Annotated in this window: 18 protein-coding genes, 2 pseudogenes and 1 other annotated feature; all 20 genes and pseudogenes read left to right on the forward strand. The window is 41.7% G+C overall.

Going from position 1 to position 21,432, the window contains the following annotated elements; genetic code table 11:
* Positions 1-57: 57 nt before the first annotated feature.
* The 20 genes and pseudogenes from PXH59_RS04220 (at position 58) to PXH59_RS04310 (ending at position 21,301) form a co-directional block, all read left to right on the forward strand.
* Positions 58-1,320 carry a hypothetical protein gene (locus tag PXH59_RS04220; RefSeq protein WP_285810481.1) on the forward strand — a complete coding sequence of 421 codons (1,263 nt, stop codon included), beginning with the start codon at positions 58-60 and terminating at the stop codon, positions 1,318-1,320.
* 71 nt (positions 1,321-1,391) lie between these two features.
* Positions 1,392-3,017, forward strand: coding sequence for a hypothetical protein (locus PXH59_RS04225; RefSeq protein ID WP_285810482.1), 1,626 nt, complete (start codon positions 1,392-1,394; stop codon positions 3,015-3,017).
* Positions 3,018-3,363: 346 nt separating this feature from the next.
* Positions 3,364-5,292, forward strand: coding sequence for a threonine--tRNA ligase (gene thrS / locus PXH59_RS04230; protein ID WP_047771719.1), 1,929 nt, complete (start codon positions 3,364-3,366; stop codon positions 5,290-5,292).
* A gap of 3 nt (positions 5,293-5,295) precedes the next feature.
* Positions 5,296-5,835: a translation initiation factor IF-3 gene (gene infC, locus PXH59_RS04235; RefSeq protein ID WP_072059829.1), complete on the forward strand. Its 540-nt coding sequence runs from the start codon at positions 5,296-5,298 to the stop codon at positions 5,833-5,835.
* Positions 5,836-5,929: 94 nt separating this feature from the next.
* Complete coding sequence (rpmI, locus tag PXH59_RS04240) at positions 5,930-6,127, forward strand: 50S ribosomal protein L35 (RefSeq protein WP_006118955.1); 198 nt, start codon at positions 5,930-5,932, stop codon at positions 6,125-6,127.
* A gap of 44 nt (positions 6,128-6,171) precedes the next feature.
* Entirely contained in the window at positions 6,172-6,528 is a 357-nt protein-coding gene (gene rplT / locus PXH59_RS04245; RefSeq protein WP_010847342.1) for a 50S ribosomal protein L20, read from the forward strand.
* Between the two features lie 129 nt (positions 6,529-6,657).
* Positions 6,658-6,782, forward strand: a sequence feature (Phe leader region).
* Positions 6,661-6,708 carry a pheST operon leader peptide PheM gene (pheM, locus tag PXH59_RS20025; protein WP_152669842.1) on the forward strand — a complete coding sequence of 16 codons (48 nt, stop codon included), beginning with the start codon at positions 6,661-6,663 and terminating at the stop codon, positions 6,706-6,708. It overlaps the preceding feature by 48 nt.
* 81 nt (positions 6,783-6,863) lie before the next feature.
* Positions 6,864-7,847: a phenylalanine--tRNA ligase subunit alpha gene (gene pheS / locus PXH59_RS04250; protein WP_047771720.1), complete on the forward strand. Its 984-nt coding sequence runs from the start codon at positions 6,864-6,866 to the stop codon at positions 7,845-7,847.
* Between the two features lie 14 nt (positions 7,848-7,861).
* Positions 7,862-10,250: pseudogene (pheT, locus tag PXH59_RS04255) on the forward strand (phenylalanine--tRNA ligase subunit beta).
* Positions 10,251-10,254: 4 nt separating this feature from the next.
* Positions 10,255-10,551 (forward strand): integration host factor subunit alpha, encoded by a 297-nt coding sequence (gene ihfA, locus PXH59_RS04260; RefSeq protein WP_010847339.1) that lies wholly within the window; start codon positions 10,255-10,257, stop codon positions 10,549-10,551.
* 96 nt (positions 10,552-10,647) lie between these two features.
* Positions 10,648-11,643 carry a vitamin B12 ABC transporter permease BtuC gene (gene btuC / locus PXH59_RS04265; protein WP_285810497.1) on the forward strand — a complete coding sequence of 332 codons (996 nt, stop codon included), beginning with the start codon at positions 10,648-10,650 and terminating at the stop codon, positions 11,641-11,643.
* Between the two features lie 51 nt (positions 11,644-11,694).
* Positions 11,695-12,462 (forward strand): vitamin B12 ABC transporter ATP-binding protein BtuD, encoded by a 768-nt coding sequence (gene btuD, locus PXH59_RS04270; protein ID WP_285810499.1) that lies wholly within the window; start codon positions 11,695-11,697, stop codon positions 12,460-12,462.
* Between the two features lie 156 nt (positions 12,463-12,618).
* Entirely contained in the window at positions 12,619-13,764 is a 1,146-nt protein-coding gene (gene arnB, locus PXH59_RS04275) for a UDP-4-amino-4-deoxy-L-arabinose aminotransferase (RefSeq protein WP_047771726.1), read from the forward strand.
* Entirely contained in the window at positions 13,765-14,742 is a 978-nt protein-coding gene (arnC, locus tag PXH59_RS04280; protein ID WP_047771728.1) for an undecaprenyl-phosphate 4-deoxy-4-formamido-L-arabinose transferase, read from the forward strand.
* Entirely contained in the window at positions 14,742-16,727 is a 1,986-nt protein-coding gene (gene arnA / locus PXH59_RS04285) for a bifunctional UDP-4-amino-4-deoxy-L-arabinose formyltransferase/UDP-glucuronic acid oxidase ArnA (RefSeq protein WP_285810501.1), read from the forward strand. Before arnC ends, arnA begins: the two co-directional genes overlap by 1 nt.
* 37 nt (positions 16,728-16,764) lie before the next feature.
* Positions 16,765-17,670: a 4-deoxy-4-formamido-L-arabinose-phosphoundecaprenol deformylase gene (gene arnD / locus PXH59_RS04290; RefSeq protein WP_047771732.1), complete on the forward strand. Its 906-nt coding sequence runs from the start codon at positions 16,765-16,767 to the stop codon at positions 17,668-17,670.
* Entirely contained in the window at positions 17,664-19,325 is a 1,662-nt protein-coding gene (gene arnT, locus PXH59_RS04295; RefSeq protein WP_285810504.1) for a lipid IV(A) 4-amino-4-deoxy-L-arabinosyltransferase, read from the forward strand. Before arnD ends, arnT begins: the two co-directional genes overlap by 7 nt.
* Positions 19,322-19,672, forward strand: coding sequence for a 4-amino-4-deoxy-L-arabinose-phosphoundecaprenol flippase subunit ArnE (arnE, locus tag PXH59_RS04300; RefSeq protein ID WP_047771735.1), 351 nt, complete (start codon positions 19,322-19,324; stop codon positions 19,670-19,672). Before arnT ends, arnE begins: the two co-directional genes overlap by 4 nt.
* Positions 19,669-20,055 (forward strand): 4-amino-4-deoxy-L-arabinose-phosphoundecaprenol flippase subunit ArnF, encoded by a 387-nt coding sequence (arnF, locus tag PXH59_RS04305; RefSeq protein WP_285810507.1) that lies wholly within the window; start codon positions 19,669-19,671, stop codon positions 20,053-20,055. The genes arnE and arnF overlap by 4 nt, the downstream gene beginning before the upstream one ends.
* 135 nt (positions 20,056-20,190) lie before the next feature.
* Positions 20,191-21,301 (forward strand): annotated as a pseudogene (locus PXH59_RS04310) (ISAs1 family transposase).
* Positions 21,302-21,432: the final 131 nt, after the last annotated feature.

Consider the following 21,432-nt stretch of genomic DNA (forward strand, 5'->3'; position numbering starts at 1 on the left):
AATATCTGTCAATTATTATATCTTGACAAGATAAAAATATTAAAATAAGGGGATGATATGAAAAATAATTTATTAATAGATGAAGAATCTATATCAATATATTTTGAAAAAGAATTTTTCCAAGTGCTAGACTATGATAATGCTCCACCTCATGGTGATTGTATTAAGGCGGTTGCATTAATCAGAGATAAAGAAGGAAAGCCATTACCAAATGTTTCCGTTGATATTCTTGAAAAAGATAATGCTTATTTTGAGTTGGTTGGTATTTATCATTCCGATAAAGAAAAACCTGTCAAAATTAAAAAATTTTCTTCTGATCAGAAATACTTTTCTATTACTTCCGATAAAAATGGAAATTTGGTCTTTTATATTTACCCTAAAAAATCAACATCAGTAATATTTCAAGTTTATTCTATGATGGTGGGTGTAACAGATCGTATGTCTTCAAAAAATAAAGTGTATATTATAGATAACAATAAAGAAGACTTGAATCTTTCTCCACTTGGTATAGGCGAAGATAATGGCAGCTTACAGGTAGACCCTAACTTGAATGCCTTTAACGTTTTAATCCCAAATTATCCTGACGCCAAGAGAGATGACACAATACTATTTTTTATTAACAAGCAATATGTGAAAAAATCATTTCTTGTTCAAAAGGTGGATGAATTAGGCAATGATAGTTATATGACATTCCCTTATAATATATTTAAGGTGAATGAGATTGCTGATTTTTCTTATACTGTTGTAGACAACTTTGGGTCAGCACGATCTTCATATCCACAAGGCATAACATATCCTGGAGGAGGATATAATCAACCAATTGATGATTTAACAAGAATATATGATAGTTGTATAGTTTATAATAGTTATGGTTATAATGATGACAAAAATATTGTCCGTGATTCAATTCATGAAAAAGATATAGATAATAAATGCAATAATCCATACCATGAAGCATTATTCGTTAAGATGGTCGGAACGAGTGATTATAAAGATAAGACTAAAGTTCCACTTGGTGCTGAGGTTACATTAAACTTATATATTAATAATTATCCCAATACCATTTACCAATCTAAAGTAAGGGCAATGCCAACTCAACCAGATAATAATGGCAATACAGTACCATTACTGTTTGGTATTCCTTTTAGCAATGTTAGCCATATAGAAAATGGGGATATTTATCTTGATTTTCAAGTTAATTATTATGGAGATATTTCTTATGGCAAGATCTGGCGAGCCAATGTTTATACAGTACGGCCGGGAGGAGAAGTTGCCGGGGATGATTGCCCTGACGGTAAAACTTGGATTGATATAAGTTAACTTCATTATTTTAGATGGATTAATGATTTTTATAGAATTACTTTATTAAGGAATTATAAAAGGGGTGAAATATGTTGGAAAGTGATAAAGATCTGATCTTGTCAGATGATGATTTAAATTTATCTGTTAAAAATGGGGCTGATGTTATTATTGGTCAAAAATTTTACCTTGATATAGAAATACCCAAAGGAAAAATTTCTCAATCACTTAATATAGGAGTGAAGGATTTTAAAGGTTTTGAAAGTGTAAAAATAATCAAACCAATTAATATTGAACAGGATAGCAAATCATATAATATGGTGATTTCATGCACTGTTAAAGGAAGCGGTTCAATAACCGTGGGAGAAGAAATACATTTTACACTCACAGGTGTTGATAAGGTAATAACATATTATGCAAGGGATTTGGTTAACAGTTCAATCCAATTGAAGAAAAATAAAAGCATTTGTGCAACACCAAATAGCAACGATATAGATGATAATAAAGATCATTATATCAGTTATGATACAACACTATTCGATACTAATGGTCAATTACTTAAACACACTCCCGTCAATATTTACTCTGAAATTAATGAGGATATAGAAAGAAACATCATAATTACTTCTGAACCTGATGGGGTTGGTCAAAAACACCAAATTATCAAACCAAAGAATTATGAAGGAAAAACTCAACTCATTATTACCAGTGATGAAAATGGAAGAATAAAATTCCGTGTCTATCCAGTCATAAATACGCCTGCTATTATGGGTTTAATCAGTCAAGTCGAAGGCGTTGCTGAATATCATTCTGGTGACATATATATGATTTCTGTTGTTCCACCCAATGATGATAACTCACTTAATCCACCAGATATTCCTGAACTGGAAGGGGGTTCATTAGAAAGTGATGGACGTCAACGTTTCGAAGCAGAGATTGATTCCTATCCTAATGTATCCAAGACAGATAATGTTTTATTTTTCAATAAAAAAAAGGAAGATGATTCTTTTGATCCAGAAGGATTAATATTTCCGGTAAAAAAAATTTCCGATGTTTTAGGGAATATGGATTCAGCAAATTATAATTATACATTCTTAATGAGAAGAGATATTTTCCCATCAGGAAAAGACTCGATGCTTTATTATATAATAGCACCCGAGTTTGGCAATAGTATGTATTCATATGTTCGAGGTGTTACATATATAGGTGATGAGCTAACTTCACCTGATGATAGTGTGAAAAGAACATATAATATGCCTATGGTTTTCTCAAGTTTTGCTGATATAAAGCAAGATCCTAAACTTGAACATTCTGACGATGAAGAAAAACCAAACCATGAGAATATTACTCAAAGAGATGTATCTAATTATGCTGTCAGTGGGTGTCAATTATATGTAAAATTTTTGTGTACTAATGATGAAAATGATCCCTCTTATCCTCTTTGGGGTGAAAAAATATATTTAAGAATGTATATTAGTTCAGCAAATCAGAATTTTAATAAGATATTTCCAGTTGTTGCTCCTCATGCTCCAGATAAACCAGGAGGGAAATTGTCGACGGTCATCATTAAAATTGATTCACCAGAGCTTAATGATGTGAAGGGATATGTGACTGGAGGGGCAGGAAAGATTTACTTTGAATATTATATCATTGATCCAGTTACCCATGAAAAGATACATAGTAATTATTGGAGAAATAAAATAATGACAAGTGATTAATACCGACAATTATATTAGGCTGTCTCTATGTTAGTAATATTTGATACAATATATAGAAACAGCCATTTTACCTATTATTGTCATTTTACATTTCCGTTAAGTTGTGTACGTGCATGGAAATCGTTTAAATATATTCTCACAGAGCTATTTTAACACCTACTCTGTGTGCTAGTATGTTGGCCGAGTTAGGCAAATGTACCGGATACATTTTGAAAATGTGACCTTAAATCTGTACACATCTTGCGGAGTGAAGCAAGGATTTGTTTCTAACGTACTAATTAATATGAATTTGATATAATGCAAGTGATCTTTCGTGTGGGTCACCACTGTATATTAAGGATTTTAAATGCCTGTAATTACTCTTCCTGACGGTAGTCAACGTCAATTTGAGCATGCTGTTTCCGTAATGGATGTGGCTCGTGATATCGGTGCTGGTTTGGCAAAAGCGTGTATTGCTGGCCGTGTTAATGGTGAATTGGTTGATGCGTGTGAATTAATTGAGACCGATGCCAATCTTGCCATTATCACCAGCAAGAATGAAGAAGGTTTGGAAATTATCCGTCATTCATGCGCACATTTGTTGGGCCATGCAATTAAGCAGTTGTGGCCTGATACGAAAATGGCTATCGGTCCTGTTATTGATAATGGTTTCTACTATGACGTCGATTTAGATCGCGCTTTGACACAGGAAGATATCGAGCTGCTTGAAAAACGTATGCTGGAACTTGCCGTAAAAGATTACGATGTCATCAAAAAAAGAGTTGGCTGGCAAGAAGCGCGTGACACATTTGCAGCTCGCAGTGAAGAGTATAAAATCCAGATTTTGGACGAAAATATTAGTCGTGATGATCGTCCTGGTCTGTATCACCATGAAGAATACGTTGATATGTGCCGTGGGCCGCATGTTCCTAACATGCGTTTTTGCCATCACTTTAAACTGCAAAAAGTTGCAGGAGCGTACTGGCGCGGTAACAGTGACAACAAAATGTTGCAGCGTATTTATGGTACTGCATGGGCGGATAAGAAACAGCTTAATGCCTATTTACAGCGTTTGGAAGAAGCAGCAAAACGCGATCACCGTAAAATTGGTAAGCAGCTTGACCTGTATCATATGCAGGAAGAAGCACCAGGCATGGCATTTTGGCATAATGATGGCTGGACAATTTTCCGTGAATTAGAAACTTTCGTCCGTTCAAAGCTTAAAGATTACCAATATCAGGAAGTAAAAGGCCCATTCATGATGGATCGTGTCCTGTGGGAAAAAACCGGGCACTGGGAAAATTATAAAGAAAACATGTTCACTACTTCATCGGAAAACCGCGAATATTGCGTAAAACCGATGAATTGCCCAGGCCATGTTCAGATTTTCAACCAAGGGTTGAAATCTTATCGTGACTTGCCGTTGCGGATGGCTGAATTTGGTAGCTGTCATCGTAACGAACCCTCTGGCGCTTTACATGGTTTGATGCGTGTACGCGGTTTTACGCAAGATGATGCGCATATTTTCTGTACTGAAGATCAGATCCTTCAAGAAGTCAGTAGCTGTATCAAAATGATTTATGATGTGTACGGCACATTTGGCTTTGAGAAGATTGTTGTTAAATTATCAACACGCCCGGAAAAACGGATTGGTACGGAAAAACAGTGGGATGAAGCAGAAGCGGATCTTGCTGAAGCATTAATCCAAAATGGTATTGAATTTGAATACCAGCCGGGTGAAGGGGCATTTTATGGCCCTAAAATTGAATTTACTCTCTATGATTGTTTGGATCGTGCGTGGCAATGTGGTACTGTGCAACTCGATTTTTCACTGCCAGCACGCCTGAGTGCGTCATATGTAGGTGAAAATAATGAACGCAAGGTTCCTGTGATGATTCACCGTGCGGTTCTGGGATCACTGGAACGGTTTATTGGTATCCTGACAGAAGAGTATGCTGGGTTTTTCCCAACATGGTTGGCACCTCAGCAGGTCGTCGTTATGAATATTACTGATGGCCAGTCAGATTATGTACAGGAATTGGTTAAAAAACTTCAAGATGCAGGCATTCGTGCAAAAGCAGACTTGAGAAACGAGAAGATTGGTTTTAAAATCCGTGAACACACTCTGCGTCGTGTGCCTTACATGTTTGTTTGTGGTGACAAAGAAGTCGAATCAGGAAAAGCATCCGTTCGTACTCGCCGCGGCAAAGATTTAGGTAGCATTGAAATCAGTGAGTTTACAGAAAAACTGCTGACAGAAATACGCAGTCGTAATCTTCACCAATTGGAGGTATAAGGTATTAAAGGCGGAAAAAGAATTCAACCGGCGCGCCCAAATCGCATTAATGAAGAGATTCGCGCGTCTGAAGTTCGTTTAACTGGATTAGATGGCGAACAGATTGGTATTGTCAGTCTGAGGGAAGCTCTCGAAAAAGCTGAGGAAGCTGGTGTTGATTTAGTTGAAATCAGCCCAAATGCCGAACCGCCGGTTTGTCGTATTATGGATTACGGCAAGTTCCTCTATGAAAAGAGTAAGTCAGTCAAAGAACAGAAAAAGAAACAAAAAGTTATTCAGGTCAAGGAAATTAAATTCCGTCCTGGTACAGATGAAGGCGACTATCAGGTCAAACTACGCAACCTGATTCGTTTTCTGGAAGATGGCGATAAAGCCAAAATCACCCTGCGTTTCCGTGGGCGTGAAATGGCGCACCAACAGATTGGTATTGAGATGCTTAACCGTATCCGTGACGATCTGAATGAACTGGCTGTGGTCGAATCCTTCCCAACGAAGGTTGAAGGCCGCCAGATGATCATGGTGCTCGCTCCTAAGAAGAAATAGTCAGGCAAACAAGTAATGGACTCCAGTTAATTATGGCTGGAGTCCATTCGCCTTACTAGTTCGTTGTAATTAACAATGCGAAGTGGAAATTAAAATGCCAAAGATTAAAACAGTACGCGGCGCAGCTAAACGCTTCAAAAAAACTGCAAGTGGCGGTTTCAAGCGTAAGCACGCTAACCTTCGTCATATTCTGACTAAAAAATCAACCAAGCGTAAGCGTCACTTACGTCCAAAAGGCATGGTCTCCAAAGGTGATCTGGGCCTGGTTGTTGCTTGTCTGCCATACGCATAAGCAGATTTTTTTAGATTAGAACTCAGAGACGATAGGAGAAGTATATGGCTCGCGTAAAACGTGGTGTTATTGCCCGTGCACGTCACAAGAAAATTTTGAAACAAGCGAAAGGTTACTACGGTGCTCGTTCGCGCGTTTATCGTGTTGCTTTCCAGGCTGTTATCAAAGCTGGTCAGTACGCTTACCGTGACCGCCGTCAGCGTAAACGTCAATTCCGTCAATTGTGGATTGCACGTATCAACGCTGCTGCACGTCAGAACGGCATGTCTTACAGCCGTTTCATCAATGGCCTGAAAAAGGCTTCGATTGAAATCGACCGTAAGATCTTGGCTGACATCGCTGTATTCGACAAAGTAGCATTCGCTGCTTTGGTTGAAAAAGCGAAGGGCGCTCTGGCATAAGTCAGGTTAAAAGAGGGAGCTTGCTCCCTCTTTTACTTTTCTCCAAGAGATTAGATAATATCTGCGATCAGAGAGTATTGTGGTTAAGATTGCGATTAGTGAGTGCAAGAAGGTACAGGAGAAAGAACACAAATGATAAAGTTAGCCTTTTTTCGTTTCTTTTTTTACTTTAGCACCTGAAAGCAGGGGGCTTCGCGCGTAAGAAAAGAAATGAAAAATAGCGCTTGAGCCTCCAGTGTGGAGGCTTTTTTATTTTTATGGACTCATTAATTGATAACATGAGGACATAGTCGATAACAACTAAAGGGCCATCAGGCCAAAGGAAGAGGAAAACGATGTCACATCTTACTGAGCTGGTTGCAAAGGCAAAAACAGCCGTGGAAGAAGCCCAGGATGTTGCCGCGTTGGATTTGGTGCGAGTTGAATACCTGGGAAAAAAAGGCCATTTAACCCTCCAGATGTCATCACTGCGTGACTTACCAGCCGAGGAACGTCCAGCGGCAGGGGCTGTTATTAATCAGGCGAAACAAGAAGTTCAAGAAGCTTTGAATGTGCGTAAGGCAAAGCTGGAAGCTGATATTCTGAATGTGCGTTTGTCAGCAGAAAAAATTGATGTTTCATTGCCTGGTCGTCGTATGGAAAATGGTGGCTTGCACCCTGTTACCCGCACGATTGAACGTATTGAAACTTTCTTTGGCGAGTTGGGTTTTTCTGTTGAATCAGGCCCGGAAATCGAAGATGACTATCATAACTTTGATGCTCTGAACATTCCTGCACACCATCCTGCGCGTGCTGATCACGATACTTTCTGGTTTGATGCGACGCGTTTGCTACGTACCCAGACTTCTGGGGTACAGATCCGTACCATGAAAGAGCGTCAGCCACCCATCCGTATCATTGCACCAGGTCGTGTATACCGTAATGATTACGATCAGACACATACCCCGATGTTTCATCAGATAGAAGGGCTGATCGTTGATAAAAATATCAGTTTTACCAACCTGAAAGGTACATTGCATGACTTTTTGAATAACTTCTTTGAAGAGGATATGCAGATACGTTTCCGTCCTTCTTATTTTCCATTTACAGAACCTTCCGCAGAAGTTGATGTGATGGGCAAAAATGGGAAATGGTTAGAGGTTTTGGGTTGCGGTATGGTGCATCCTAACGTATTACGCAATGTGGGTATTGATCCTGAAATCTATTCTGGTTTTGCCTTTGGCATGGGAATGGAGCGTCTGACCATGCTGCGTTATGGTGTTACAGATTTGCGTGCATTCTTCGAAAATGATTTACGTTTCCTCAAACAATTTAAATAAGGCGGGTATATCTCATGAAATTCAGTGAACTCTGGTTACGCGAGTGGGCAAACCCAGCCATTAATAGTGAAGCATTGTCTGATCAAATCACCATGGCGGGTTTGGAAGTTGATGGTGTTGAAAAAGTGGCAGGTCAATTCCACGGTGTATTTGTTGGTGAAGTTGTTGAGTGTGGACAACATCCAAATGCAGATAAGTTACGTGTCACAAAAGTTAATGTCGGTGGTGAACGTCTGTTAGACATTGTCTGTGGCGCCCCGAATTGTCGTCAAGGGCTGCGTGTTGCTGTTGCGACAGTGGGTGCTGTGCTGCCCGGTGATTTCAAAATTAAGCCAGCGAAATTGCGGGGCGAGCCGTCAGAAGGCATGCTGTGTTCATTTGCTGAACTCGGTATTGCTGATGATCAGGATGGCATTATTGAACTGCCAGCAGAAGCTCCGATAGGTGTTGATCTGCGTGATTACATGAAATTGGACGATAATGCGATTGAAATCAGCATTACACCAAACCGTGCTGACTGCCTGAGTATCATGGGAGTTGCCCGTGACGTTGCGGTTATCAATAAACTGCCCATGACAGAGCCGAAAATCGAAGCGGTTAAACCCACTACAGATGCAACATTCCCTATTCGTGTTGATGCGCCTGAAGCTTGTCCACGCTATTTGGGGCGTGTGATCAAGAATGTGAACATCAAGGCAATCACCCCATTGTGGATGCGCGAAAAGCTGCGTCGTGGTGGTGTTCGTTCTATTGATCCGGTCGTTGATATTACCAACTATGTTTTACTCGAATTGGGCCAACCATTGCACGCGTTCGATTTAGAACGTTTGCATGGTTCAATTATTGTGCGTTTTGCAGAGCAAGGTGAAAAACTCACTCTGCTAGATGGTAATGAAGCCGAACTTTCTGCTGAAACACTCATTATTTCTGATGAAAAACAACCGGTTGCTATGGCAGGGATTTTCGGCGGGGAATATTCTGGTGTTAATGCAGAAACACAGCATATTATGCTAGAATGTGCATTCTTCGCACCACTGGCAATTACTGGCCGTGCTCGTCGTTATGGTTTGCATACTGATGCTTCCCACCGTTTTGAACGTGGTGTTGATCCACAGCTCCAGCATAAAGCGATGGAATATGCTACCCAGTTGTTGATCGACATCTGTGGTGGAGAAGCTGGGGAAATCGTTGATGTTACTAGCGAATCTCACTTACCAAAACCAGCAACGATTACGCTTAATCGCCATAAATTGGATCGCTTGATTGGTCATCATGTTGCAGATGAACAAGTAACCGATATCCTGACGCGTTTAGGTTGCAAGGTCACTGTCCAGAATGGAAGCTGGCAAGCGGTTGCCCCTGGCTGGCGTTTTGATATGCAAATCGAGGAAGATCTTGTTGAAGAGGTCGCCCGTATTTACGGTTATAACAACATTCCTGACGTTCCAGTGCGTGCAGATCTGATTATGACTTCACATCGTGAAGCTGATTTGCCATTGAAACGGGTTAAAACCATGCTGGTGGACAGAGGTTATCAAGAAGCGATTACTTATAGTTTCGTTGATCCTAAGATTCAGAAACATCTTCACCCGCAGGAAGAAGCGTTAATTTTGCCTAATCCAATTTCGGCGGATATGTCTGCAATGCGTTTGTCCTTGTTGACAGGATTACTGACAACTGTCGCCTATAATCAGAACCGTCAGCAAAACCGTGTCCGCTTATTCGAAACAGGGTTGCGTTTTGTGCCGGATGAAAATGCGGAACATGGCATCCGTCAGGAATTAATGCTTGGTGGTGTTATTGCGGGAAACCGTTTCGAAGAGCACTGGTCGATTGAAAAACAATCAGTTGATTTCTTTGATTTGAAGGGTGATTTAGAATCTGTTTTAGAACTGACAGGTAAAACTATCTGGTATTTCCTTTAAGGCAGAAGAACATCCTGCTTTACATCCCGGGCAAGGCGCTGGGATTTATCTGGAAAATAATTACATTGGCTATATCGGTGTTGTTCATCCAGAACTGGAGCGTAAACTTGACTTAAACGGCCGTACCGTGGTATTCGAGTTATTATGGACTGGTCTGGTAGACCGCGTGATCCCTGAGATAAAGGAAGTTTCTCGCTTCCCATCTAACCGTCGCGATATCGCCATCGTTGTGCCTGAAAATGTAGCCGCAGAAGATGTTCTGGCTGAATGTAAGAAAGTTGGCGTAAATCATATAGTTGGCATAAACTTATTTGACGTGTATTGTGGTAAAGGTGTCGCGGAAGGTTACAAGAGCCTTGCTATTAGCTTAATCTTGCAGGATACCATGCGTACACTGGAAGAAGAAGAAATTGCTGCGACCGTCAACACATGCGTTGCTGCACTAGAACAGCGATTCCAAGCATCCTTGAGGGACTGAACTTATGGCGCTTACTAAAGCTGAAATGTCAGAAAATCTGTTTGAGAAACTGGGTATTAGCAAGCGTGACGCTAAAGATCTGGTAGAAATATTCTTTGAAGAAGTTCGTCGTTCTTTGGAGAATGGGGAGCAAGTGAAATTATCTGGATTTGGCAACTTTGATTTGCGAGACAAAAATCAACGTCCAGGCCGTAATCCAAAAACAGGTGAAGATATTCCGATTACGGCTCGCCGTGTTGTCACTTTTCGCCCTGGTCAAAAACTGAAAAACAGAGTGGAAAAAGCGTTACCCAAAGAATAAATACATAAAAAGGCCGCATCTTGCGGTCTTTTTCTTATCTTCTCTATCTCATTGTACCCAATGAAAAACGTACTTATTTTCTAAATGGCCTCACAAATGCGCTCTGTTTATGAGTTGATCACCTATCAGAGAAAACGTAACCATCGAGTGATGGCGGTTTTGTCTGTTCTATTCGTTATTCTGTTTATCTTGTCATTATGTGCCGGTGAAATCTGGTTTTGGCCTGATCAATGGTTATCGGAGACTGCCCGGTTATTTATTTGGCAGTTGAGATTGCCCAGGGCGATTGCCGTTATGGTAGTTGGTGCAAGTTTAGCCCTGTCAGGAGCAATTATGCAGGCTCTGTTCGAAAACCCGTTAGCGGAGCCGGGATTGCTTGGGATCAGTAATGGTGCCGGTGTTGTCGTAGTAGGTTTAATACTGATTTTTCATGGTATTGCCCCATTGTGGTTATTAAGTGTGGGCGCAGTATTTGGGGCATTTTTCATGACCGCTATTTTGCTGGGATTTTCCAGAAAACATCAAGTGACCAATACCCGTCTGTTATTGATTGGGGTTGCTTTTGGGGTGGTCTTTGGTGCGTTGATGACATGGATGGTTTATTTCAGTACAAGTCTGGATCTCCGGCAATTGATGTATTGGATGATGGGAAGTTTCAGCGGTGTTGATTGGCGTCAAAAATGGCTGATTGTTGCATTGCTTCCTGCCATCTTATGGTTAAGCAGCAAAGGTAACATTTTGAATTACCTCTCTCTTGGGGAGTTACAGGCCCGGCAACTAGGGATTTCCCATCATCAATGGCGTAACGTATTTGTATCGGTCATTGGATTATTAGTTGGTTTGAGTGTTGCCCTTGCGGGCGCAATCAGTTTTATCGGTTTGGTTATTCCCCATATATTGAGATTGATTGGTTTGACCGATCATAAGGCATTACTTCCGGCCAGTGTATTGGCGGGAGGCAGTGGTTTACTGCTGGCAGATTTAATTTCCCGTCTGTCATTATCCCACGCAGAAGTGCCGATAGGCGTTGTCACCGTAACGTTAGGCTCCCCCATTTTTATATGGCTGTTATTAAGAACACGTCACTATTAAAACATACCAAACTAACCTGCTAATGCAAGATAAGGAAATGAGGGTAACAACATGATCGGTCAGCCGATTTTGGAATTGGATGGTGTTACTGTTAACAACAGATTGAGTTCATTGTCTGAGTCTGTTACGGCGGGGCAACAGATCCATTTGGTGGGGCTTAATGGTTCAGGAAAAAGTACGCTGCTTGCAGCAATTGCGGGAGTTTTATCCTATAGCGGCACTATTTGTTTGCATGGTCGAAACTTGCAGGATTACCGCCAGCACGAATTGTCAAAGCGTCGGGCCTGGTGCTCTCAATCTTCTTTTGTTCCTATCATGCCGGTTTTTCAGTATTTAGATATGTTCCGCCCTGAGTGTGCACCATTGGCTCAAAGTGAACATGTGTTGTATGCACTTTGCCAGCAAATGAAGCTTCTGCCATTGCTGACTTCATCAATTGGTCAACTCTCAGGCGGAGAGTGGCAGCGTGTCAGATTGGCGGGCACGTTTTTTCAGATATGGCCGGATCTGAATCCCGATGGGAGCTTACTCTTACTTGACGAGCCGACAAATAATCTTGATATCACCCAACAAGCCGTTTTAGATGAGTTAATAAAAAGATTCTGTGCATTGGGGGGAACGGTATTATTGAGTAGTCATGATCTTAACCACACGTATGAACAGGCAACAGAGGTATGGCTGCTCTCGCATGGAAAATTGTTAGTATCGGGTATACCAGAGAATGTAATGACAGAACGAAATTTATCAGAAGTTTTTGAGGCAAATATTGGACATATCAGAAATGCCAGCTATAAATTATGGAGGGTTAACCACGTATAATTTCTGTCAGTGAAATCCACTATAATCACTGCCTGCTATCTGTTTTTGGTGCCTGGTTGACCACAATTTGCTTTTTGTTTATGTTTCGTTCAAAAATCATCTCCTAGAATCGATTGATTATAAAACAATTTGGGATAGACAAGGCACAAGGCGGTTATGGATAATTTTTTGCCATTTTCTCGTCCTGCAATTGGCGGCGAAGAGATAGAAGCGATAGAGAAAGTTTTACACTCAGGTTGGATTACTACAGGCCCACAAAACCATCAGTTAGAGCAAGATTTTTCTCTCATGTTTGGCTGCAAACATGCAATTGCTCTGTGTTCTGCGACGGCGGGAATGCATTTGGCTTTGCTGGCTCTCGGCATAGGCCCAGGTGATGAAGTCATTACGCCTTCCCAAACCTGGGTTTCCACTATCAATATGATTTGTTTGCTGGGCGCTGAACCTGTCATGGTTGATGTTGACCGTGATACATTAATGGTCAGCGCAGAAACCATCAAAAAAGCGATTACCCCCAAAACCAAAGCAATTATTCCCGTCCATTATGCGGGAGCGCCTTGTGACCTTGACGCTCTCCGCGCTGTAGCTCAAAAAGCGAGTATTCCCCTGATTGAAGATGCCGCCCATGCTGTCGGCACCCGTTATAAAAATGAATGGGTCGGAGAGCGGGGTACTGCAATCTTTTCTTTCCATGCGATTAAAAACATGACCTGCGCTGAAGGTGGCATGTTGGTCACAGATGATGATGAACTTGCCCAACGGATCCGTTGCTTAAAATTTCATGGTTTAGCTGTTGACGCTTTTGACAGACAAATTCAGGGCAGGAAACCTCAGGCGGAAGTGATTGAGCCGGGTTTTAAATACAACCTATCGGATATTCATGCAGCGATGGCAGTTGTGCAACTGGGCAAACTGACATCAATGAATGCACGTCGTCGGGAGTTGGTGGCTCGCTATTTTGCCGCTCTTATCAACTCACCATTACAAATGCTGAAAGTTCCCGAATATGCGCATTTGCATTCTCATCATCTTTTTATGGTACGTGTTGACAAAGATCTCTGTGGCATTGACCGCGATACTTTTATGGCACGACTAAAGGATAGAAATATTGGCACAGGTTTGCATTTCAGGGCTGCGCATACACAAAAATATTATCGTGAGCGTTATCCACAACTCTCCCTGCCTGTATCTGAGTGGAATTCATCAACACTGTGTTCATTACCTCTTTTTCCAGATATGAGCAATGACGATGTAGATCGTGTCGTGAATGTGATAACTGAAATTCTTTCGGAGCATAAGTAAGTGACATTTGAGAAGATCAAAAAAGTTTCAGTCGTTATTCCTGTTTATAACGAAGAAGAAAGTTTACCCCAGTTATTGGAAAGAACGCTCGCAGCGTGCCAAAAATTAGAACAGAAATACGAATTAATCCTGGTCGATGATGGTAGCCATGATAGTTCTGTCGAGATCTTAACTCAGACGGCTGAATCTCCAGAAAATCATGTGATTGCGATTTTGCTTAACCGCAATTATGGGCAACATTCAGCCATTATGGCCGGTTTCCATCAAGCTGACGGTGATCTGATTATTACACTTGATGCTGATTTGCAAAACCCGCCAGAAGAAATTCCTCGTTTAGTTAAAACGGCGGAAGAGGGATATGACGTCGTGGGTACACGTCGTCTTCATCGGCAGGACTCTTGGTTCCGTAAAACCGCCTCTAAAATAATCAATGCGATGATAACTAAGGCGACGGGGCGTTCAATGGGAGATTATGGTTGCATGTTACGCGCCTATCGACGTCATATTGTACAAGCAATGCTTCAATGCCATGAACGCAGCACGTTTATTCCCATCCTTGCTAACACCTTTGCCCGCAGAACAATAGAAATTGACGTCGCCCATGCAGAGCGTGAGTTTGGGGATTCTAAGTACAATTTTATGAAACTGATAAACCTGATGTATGACCTTCTGACGTGCTTAACAACTGCACCATTGCGGTTACTGAGTGTCGCGGGAAGTATCATTGCCATAACAGGTTTCTTGTTGGCGGTATTATTGATTGTTCTACGCCTTATATTTGGCTCAATGTGGGCTGCTGAAGGGGTGTTTACCCTGTTTGCTATTCTTTTCATGTTCCTTGGAGCACAGTTCGTCGCCATGGGACTGTTGGGTGAATACATTGGTCGAATATATAACGATGTTCGTGCTCGCCCGCGCTATTTTATTCAAAAAGTGGTCGGAGTTAAGAAGACTAACGACAATCAGGAAGAAAGCTAATGAAAGCAGTTATTTTTGCCTATCACGATATTGGTTGTGTCGGACTTAATGCATTAGTTAAAGCGGGTTTTGATGTTCAGGCCGTATTCACTCACACTGATAATCCAAATGAAAATCACTTTTTCTCTTCTGTTGCCCGTATCGGTGCTGATTTGGGTTTACCCGTGTTTGCGCCAGAAAATGTGAATCACCCACTTTGGGTTGAACGCATTCGAGAGATGCAACCAGATGTTATTTTCTCTTTTTACTATCGCAACATGCTTAACCAGGAAATTCTGTCACTGGCTGAAAAAGGGGCATTTAACCTTCATGGCTCCTTGTTACCGAAATATCGTGGCCGTGCTCCCGTTAACTGGGTAGTACTCAATGGAGAGACCGAAACCGGTGTAACATTACATAAAATGCTGGAGAAGCCAGATGCGGGAGATATTGTCGCGCAACAGGCTGTACAGATTGCTGAAAATGATACTTCCTTGATAATTCATGGAAAAATACGTGAAGCGGCCGTTGAATTATTGGATAGTATTCTGCCTCAAATAAAATCCGGTCATTATCCATCAATTCCACAGGATGAAAGCCAGGCTACTTATTTTGGCCGTCGCACCGCTGAAGATGGTGAAATAGTATGGAACAAGTCTGCCAAAGAGATTAATAACTTAGTTAGGGCAGTGACAGAACCCTACCCGGGGGCATTTACTTTTCTCGGTGAACGTAAGATGACGATTTGGCGTTCACGGCCGCTTAATCAGTCCCACGGAAAACGCCCAGGAACCGTAATATCGACTGATCCCTTTGTGATTGCTTGCGGTGAAGGTACGCTGGAAATTATTAGCGGGCAAGGAGAGTCAGGGCTTTATGTTCAGGGTAATCGATTAGCTCTTGAAATGGGCGTAGTGGCTGGGGTTTATGTTGGCTCTAAAGCAACAGCGCAAATCAGTCGTCGTAAGCGCGTACTCATTTTAGGCGTCAATGGGTTCATTGGTAATCATCTGACTGAACGCTTGTTGAGTGATGGCAATTATGACATTTACGGGATGGATATTGGCTCTTCGGCGATTGAGCGATTTATTGGTAATCCTCGCTTTCACTTTATTGAAGGTGATATCAGCATTCATACTGAATGGATTGAATATCACATCAAAAAATGTGATGTCATCCTGCCATTAGTGGCAATCGCAACGCCGATTGAATATACCCGTAATCCGTTGCGAGTCTTTGAACTGGATTTTGAAGAGAACCTTAAAATTGTCCGATATTGTGTTAAATACAATAAACGGATTATTTTCCCATCCACATCCGAAGTTTATGGTATGTGTGATGATAAAGAATTTGATGAAGATACTTCGCGTCTGATTGTTGGGCCTATTAATAAACAGCGTTGGATCTATTCAGTTTCAAAACAACTACTTGATCGAGTTATTTGGGCATATGGCACACAACAGGGCCTGAAATTTACCTTATTCCGTCCATTTAACTGGATGGGACCAAGACTGGATAACTTAAACTCAGCGCGCATTGGTAGTTCAAGAGCAATTACCCAATTGATTTTGAACCTGGTGGAAGGCTCGCCAATTAAACTGGTGGATGGGGGAGAACAAAAACGCTGTTTCACTGATATCCATGATGGTATCGAAGCCCTGTTTAGGATCATTGAAAACCGTGGCGGGCTATGTGATAGCCAAATAATCAATATCGGTAATCCAATAAATGAAGCGAGCATTCGCCAGTTGGCTGAAATGTTATTAGACAGCTTCGAAAAACATGATTTGCGAGGCCACTTTCCCCCATTTGCAGGGTTTAAGAAGATCGAAAGCAGCAGCTATTATGGACGAGGCTATCAGGATGTCGCGCACCGTAAACCCAGTATTAAAAATGCAGCGCGTCTGTTAGGTTGGAAACCCACTATTGATATGCAGCAAACCATTGATGAAACATTGGATTTCTTTCTGCGTGGAGCAGTTGAAGAATCCAAAGGGAAACACTAAAAGTCAATGGGAAGAGGAAAAGAACGGAAATAGCGTAATGAAAAAAGTGGGTTTGAGAATTGATGTGGACACTTATCAAGGCACTAAGGAAGGTGTACCACGGTTGCTTGAAATTTTACAAAAGCACCATATTCAAGCCAGCTTTTTCTTCAGTGTTGGCCCGGACAATATGGGGCGTCATTTATGGCGCCTGTTGCGCCCGAAGTTTCTCTGGAAGATGCTGAGATCAAATGCGGTGTCTCTTTATGGCCTGGATATTTTATTGGCGGGTACAGCCTGGCCGGGGAAAAAAATCGCAAAAGATTTAGGGCATTTGATGAAGCAAACAATGGATGCAGGCCATGAAGTTGGTTTACATGCATGGGATCATCAAGGTTGGCAGGCAAAAGCAGGGCGTTGGTCGGAGAATGAATTAACAGAACAAGTGAAGTTAGGTATTGAGGCGTTGGAAAAGGCAACAGGAAAAGCCGTGACATGTTCAGCTGTCGCGGGTTGGCGAGCCGATGAACGTGTGCTGGCTGTTAAACAATATTTTGGCTTTAATTACAACAGTGATTGCCGTGGAACACACCCATTCAGGCCACTTTTGCCCGATGGCAACTTGGGAACCGTACAAATTCCTGTCACATTACCTACCTATGATGAAGTTGTTGGAACACAAGTCAGCGATGCAGATTTTAATCACTTTATCCTTGACGCGATTAAAAATGATCATGGGGTTCCTGTTTATACGATCCATACCGAAGTTGAAGGGATGTCGAAATCTTCACAATTTGAGACATTGCTGGACATGCTTCATCAACGCGATATTCAGTTCTGTAAATTAAGCCATCTGTTACCAGAAAATAGGGATACACTCCCTGTTGGAAAAATTGTTCGTTCGGATTTTCCTGGTCGTGAAGGTTGGTTAGGTTGCCAACAAGAGGTAAACATAAGATGTTGAACACCCGAACGAGTAAAACAGGAGCCGTTCTGATGGCTCTTTTTTTTATTCTTACTTACTTATTACCTCTGGATAGTCGTTTATTATGGCAGCCGGATGAAACGCGGTATGCTGAAATTAGCCGGGAAATGCTACAACGTGGGGATTGGATCGTACCTTACTTCTTGGATATCCGCTATTTTGAAAAACCAGTAGCAGGCTATTGGATCAACAATATTAGCCAGTGGATTTTTGGTGACAATAATTTTGCTGTCCGTTTTGGTTCCGTGCTGAGTATCCTAATCAGCGTATTGCTGCTTTATCGTTTGGCAATGATGATGTGGCAATGCCGCCAGACTGCTTTCGTTTCCGGCCTGATTTACATTTCCATGTTTATTGTTTTTTCCATTGGCACCTACAGTGTCCTTGATCCTATGTTTTCTTTATGGATTACAGCGGGGATCGTGAGCTGCTATTGGGCGCTTAAGGCGGTGGCTATCCGAGAACGAATTTTGGCATGGTCTGTTCTGGGGTTAACCTGTGGGATGGCTTTTATGACAAAAGGATTTCTGGCATTGGCACTACCCGTGATTGCCATGCTACCCATTACGATATACCAAAGACGCTTTTGGGAAATGGTTCGTTTTGGGCCTCTTGCCGTGATTTTTGCTGTTTTAATCAGCCTGCCGTGGGTGATTGCAATTGCTGTGCGTGAGCCGGATTACTGGCATTATTTCTTTTGGGTAGAGCATATACAGCGTTTTGCTTCAGATAAAGCCCAGCATATTGCCCCTGTTTGGTATTACTTGCCCGTATTGATCTTAGGCGTGATCCCGTGGCTAGGGTTACTACCAGGTGCTTTAATCAAAAGCTGGAAGGAGAAAAAAAGTCACCCAGAAATGTTTTTTTTGTTTTGCTGGTTTGTTGTTCCATTTTTATTTTTCAGCATCGCAAAAGGGAAACTACCCACTTACGTTTTACCCTTTATCGGTCCTTTAGCTTTGATGATGGCAAAATATGCTGTCGATTGTGTCAAAAATGGCAACATGAAGATTGTGAAAATAAATGGATTGGTAAATGTCTTCATTGGATTGCTTGCCATTTTGGTGCTTTTTATTCTGGAAACCTTAAAAAATTCCCCACTTTATCAACCCGACGAATGGCTAAAATGGATTATAGGAATTATTGCCTTTGGTGTTTGGAGTGGGATTGGTTATTTTTGTTTTATTTGCGATGGTAAATATTGGCTATGGGCTGCCGCTTGTTCAGCTATGCTCAACTTATCGATAGGTAGTGCTTTGCCTGATAAAACGATAAATTCGAAACTTCCCCAGCATTTCATTCAGCAAAACGAAAAAGAGTTGTCTGACAGTAAATATATTTTGACTCAATCTGTTGGCGTGGGAGCAGCCATTGCGTGGGAATTGAAACGTAGTGATATTTATATGTTTGATAGTCCTGGGGAGTTAGAATATGGCCTTGCTTACCCTGATAGCCAATATCGATATATCACGGAGCAAGAATTTCCTGCGTGGCTAGTGACAGCACGTAAAAAAGGTCAAGTCGCTATTGTTTTTCTATTACCCTCAGCAGGTGAATTGTCTGAATTACCGGAGCCAGATTTTGTGCGTCGAAATCATAGATTTGTGCTCGTGATTTATAAGAAACAGCCATGAGTAGCAAAATAATATTATTAATTTTGGTTAGTCTGCTTACTTGTGCGGGGCAATTATGCCAGAAGCAGGCGGTTATTTATTGGCAGAAAAAAGATACCCCGTATAACGTGCTATCGATGGCGATATGGCTGTCCAGTGCTATTCTTCTGTTGGGAATAGGGATGATATTTTGGTTGCGATTATTACAATTTTTTCCACTGAGCATTGCTTACCCTATGCTTAGTATAAATTTTGTCATAGTGACTTTAATTGGGCAATTTCTGTATCAGGAAAAGGTGGGGTTAAAGCACTGGATGGGGGTTTTTGCCATTATGTTCGGGATCTTATTGATGAGTTTGAGTCAATGAAAGGTTATCTGTGGGGGATGGCGAGTGTCTTGCTGATCACTGTAGCGCAATTGTTATTGAAATGGGGAGTTGCTCATCTGCCGGAACTTTCGTTATCAATGCATTGGCTGGATATCAACTGGCTTTGGGCAAATCACAATCCTTTGTTGATGATGACGGCCGGATTGGCGGGTTATATACTCTCCATGTTATGTTGGTTTTTTACATTAAAATATCTGCCATTGAATAAAGCGTACCCTATTATTAGCTTGAGTTATGCCTTTGTTTATTTAATGGTGGTTTTATTACCTTGGTTTAGTGAAACTACCTCACTGTTAAAAACGTTGGGAGTTTTTTTCATCTTATTGGGCGTTTGGTTAATCAGCAGACCGGAAACAAAATAGATAAAGTTTGTCGTTTCTACGTGGCGATTGAGGAAAAAGTGATGACTGCAGGGCGCGAGCATACTTTTAACGCCTATTGAATGAACAGTAATTACGTGATCTAATTATTCTTATTTCTTCTTTGAATGCTCACCCATGAATCCGAACCAGACCCTGATTGAATATTTAACCGTTGTGAAAGAAACCCGTTCTGATATCAATCGTCAATACGAGCTGGTTGATGTCATTTTTCTTGTCATCAGTGCCATTCTGGCCGGCGCCGAAGGCTGGCAAGATATTGAAACTTATGGTCGTGCTAAAATTAAATGGCTGAGAAAATATCGTTCTTTTCTCAGTGGAATACCCCGTCGACACACGATTGCCAGGATAGTGCGCGCTATTGAGCTCGATTCCCTGCTGGACGCTTTACTCAACTGGATCAACGAGCAACGTGAACAGGGAGGAAAACCGGTCATTGCCTTTGATGGAAAAGTTCTGCGACACGCCTACCGTAATGAAAGGAAAAATGCCGTTCAGCTGGTCACGGCGTATGATACGGAGCGGGGGTTAGTTCTGAGCCAGAAAGCGACCGCTACGAAAAACGGTGAAATCAGTATCGTACGGCAGATGCTAGAGCTTCTTGACCTGAAAGGCAGCATAGTCACGCTAGATGCCTTGCATTGTCAGCGCCAAACACTGGAGAAAATCAGTGAAAAAAAAAGCCCATGTTGTTGTTCAGGTGAAGAAAAATCAGCCCCATCTGTGGGAAGCCGTCCAATCTCAATTTCAGGCGGTGTTTGATGCGGGTAAAGAGAAAATTATCACGGAAGTTAAACAAGAAGCCCATGGCCGACGTGAAGAGCGCTATGTGTTTCAGTTAAAGGCAAAATTCGAGCCAGAACTGGCCGACAAGTGGCCAACGATCCGCAGTGTGATTGCGGTTGAACGTCACCGGACACAAAACGGCAAAGGAACGGTGGAGACTTCTTATTACGTGAGTTCTCTTTCACCCAAGCATAAGTTATTGGGGCACTATATTCGTCAACATTGGCGAATTGAGAATGGTCAGCCCTATATCCTTGATGTAGTTTTTAAAGAAGATGATTCAAGAATTGTTCTGGATGGTGCGGTTGAGAATCTGGCATTATTTCGGCGAATTGTGTTGAATCTGGTCAAACAATGCGATTGTGGGGCACCCAGCCAAAGGAACAAACTTAAAAAAGCGGGTTGGTGTGATGATTATAGGGCTAGAGTTTTCTTTGGTTGAATATTCATCAAAGCATGCTCGCGCCCTGGTGATGACTGAGGGAAAGCGGATGATAATAAAAGTAAGGTATTTATGCCTGATATTGAGTTTCTTTCTTATAGATTAACGCGATGCTCGACTTTTATGGTGAG

Source organism: Xenorhabdus bakwenae, from assembly GCF_030272115.1.
GTDB lineage: Bacteria > Pseudomonadota > Gammaproteobacteria > Enterobacterales > Enterobacteriaceae > Xenorhabdus > Xenorhabdus bakwenae.

What these genes read in the sequence shown, in the direction of transcription:
- PXH59_RS04220 (WP_285810481.1), top strand. Translation starts at nt 58, where the DNA reads ATGAAAAATAATTTATTAATAGATGAAGAATCTATATCAATATATTTT.
- PXH59_RS04225 (WP_285810482.1), top strand. Translation starts at nt 1,392, where the DNA reads ATGTTGGAAAGTGATAAAGATCTGATCTTGTCAGATGATGATTTAAAT.
- thrS (WP_047771719.1), top strand. Translation starts at nt 3,364, where the DNA reads ATGCCTGTAATTACTCTTCCTGACGGTAGTCAACGTCAATTTGAGCAT.
- rpmI (WP_006118955.1), top strand. Translation starts at nt 5,930, where the DNA reads ATGCCAAAGATTAAAACAGTACGCGGCGCAGCTAAACGCTTCAAAAAA.
- rplT (WP_010847342.1), top strand. Translation starts at nt 6,172, where the DNA reads ATGGCTCGCGTAAAACGTGGTGTTATTGCCCGTGCACGTCACAAGAAA.
- pheS (WP_047771720.1), top strand. Translation starts at nt 6,864, where the DNA reads ATGTCACATCTTACTGAGCTGGTTGCAAAGGCAAAAACAGCCGTGGAA.
- ihfA (WP_010847339.1), top strand. Translation starts at nt 10,255, where the DNA reads ATGGCGCTTACTAAAGCTGAAATGTCAGAAAATCTGTTTGAGAAACTG.
- btuC (WP_285810497.1), top strand. Translation starts at nt 10,648, where the DNA reads ATGCGCTCTGTTTATGAGTTGATCACCTATCAGAGAAAACGTAACCAT.
- btuD (WP_285810499.1), top strand. Translation starts at nt 11,695, where the DNA reads ATGATCGGTCAGCCGATTTTGGAATTGGATGGTGTTACTGTTAACAAC.
- arnB (WP_047771726.1), top strand. Translation starts at nt 12,619, where the DNA reads ATGGATAATTTTTTGCCATTTTCTCGTCCTGCAATTGGCGGCGAAGAG.
- arnA (WP_285810501.1), top strand. Translation starts at nt 14,742, where the DNA reads ATGAAAGCAGTTATTTTTGCCTATCACGATATTGGTTGTGTCGGACTT.
- arnD (WP_047771732.1), top strand. Translation starts at nt 16,765, where the DNA reads ATGAAAAAAGTGGGTTTGAGAATTGATGTGGACACTTATCAAGGCACT.
- arnT (WP_285810504.1), top strand. Translation starts at nt 17,664, where the DNA reads ATGTTGAACACCCGAACGAGTAAAACAGGAGCCGTTCTGATGGCTCTT.
- arnE (WP_047771735.1), top strand. Translation starts at nt 19,322, where the DNA reads ATGAGTAGCAAAATAATATTATTAATTTTGGTTAGTCTGCTTACTTGT.
- arnF (WP_285810507.1), top strand. Translation starts at nt 19,669, where the DNA reads ATGAAAGGTTATCTGTGGGGGATGGCGAGTGTCTTGCTGATCACTGTA.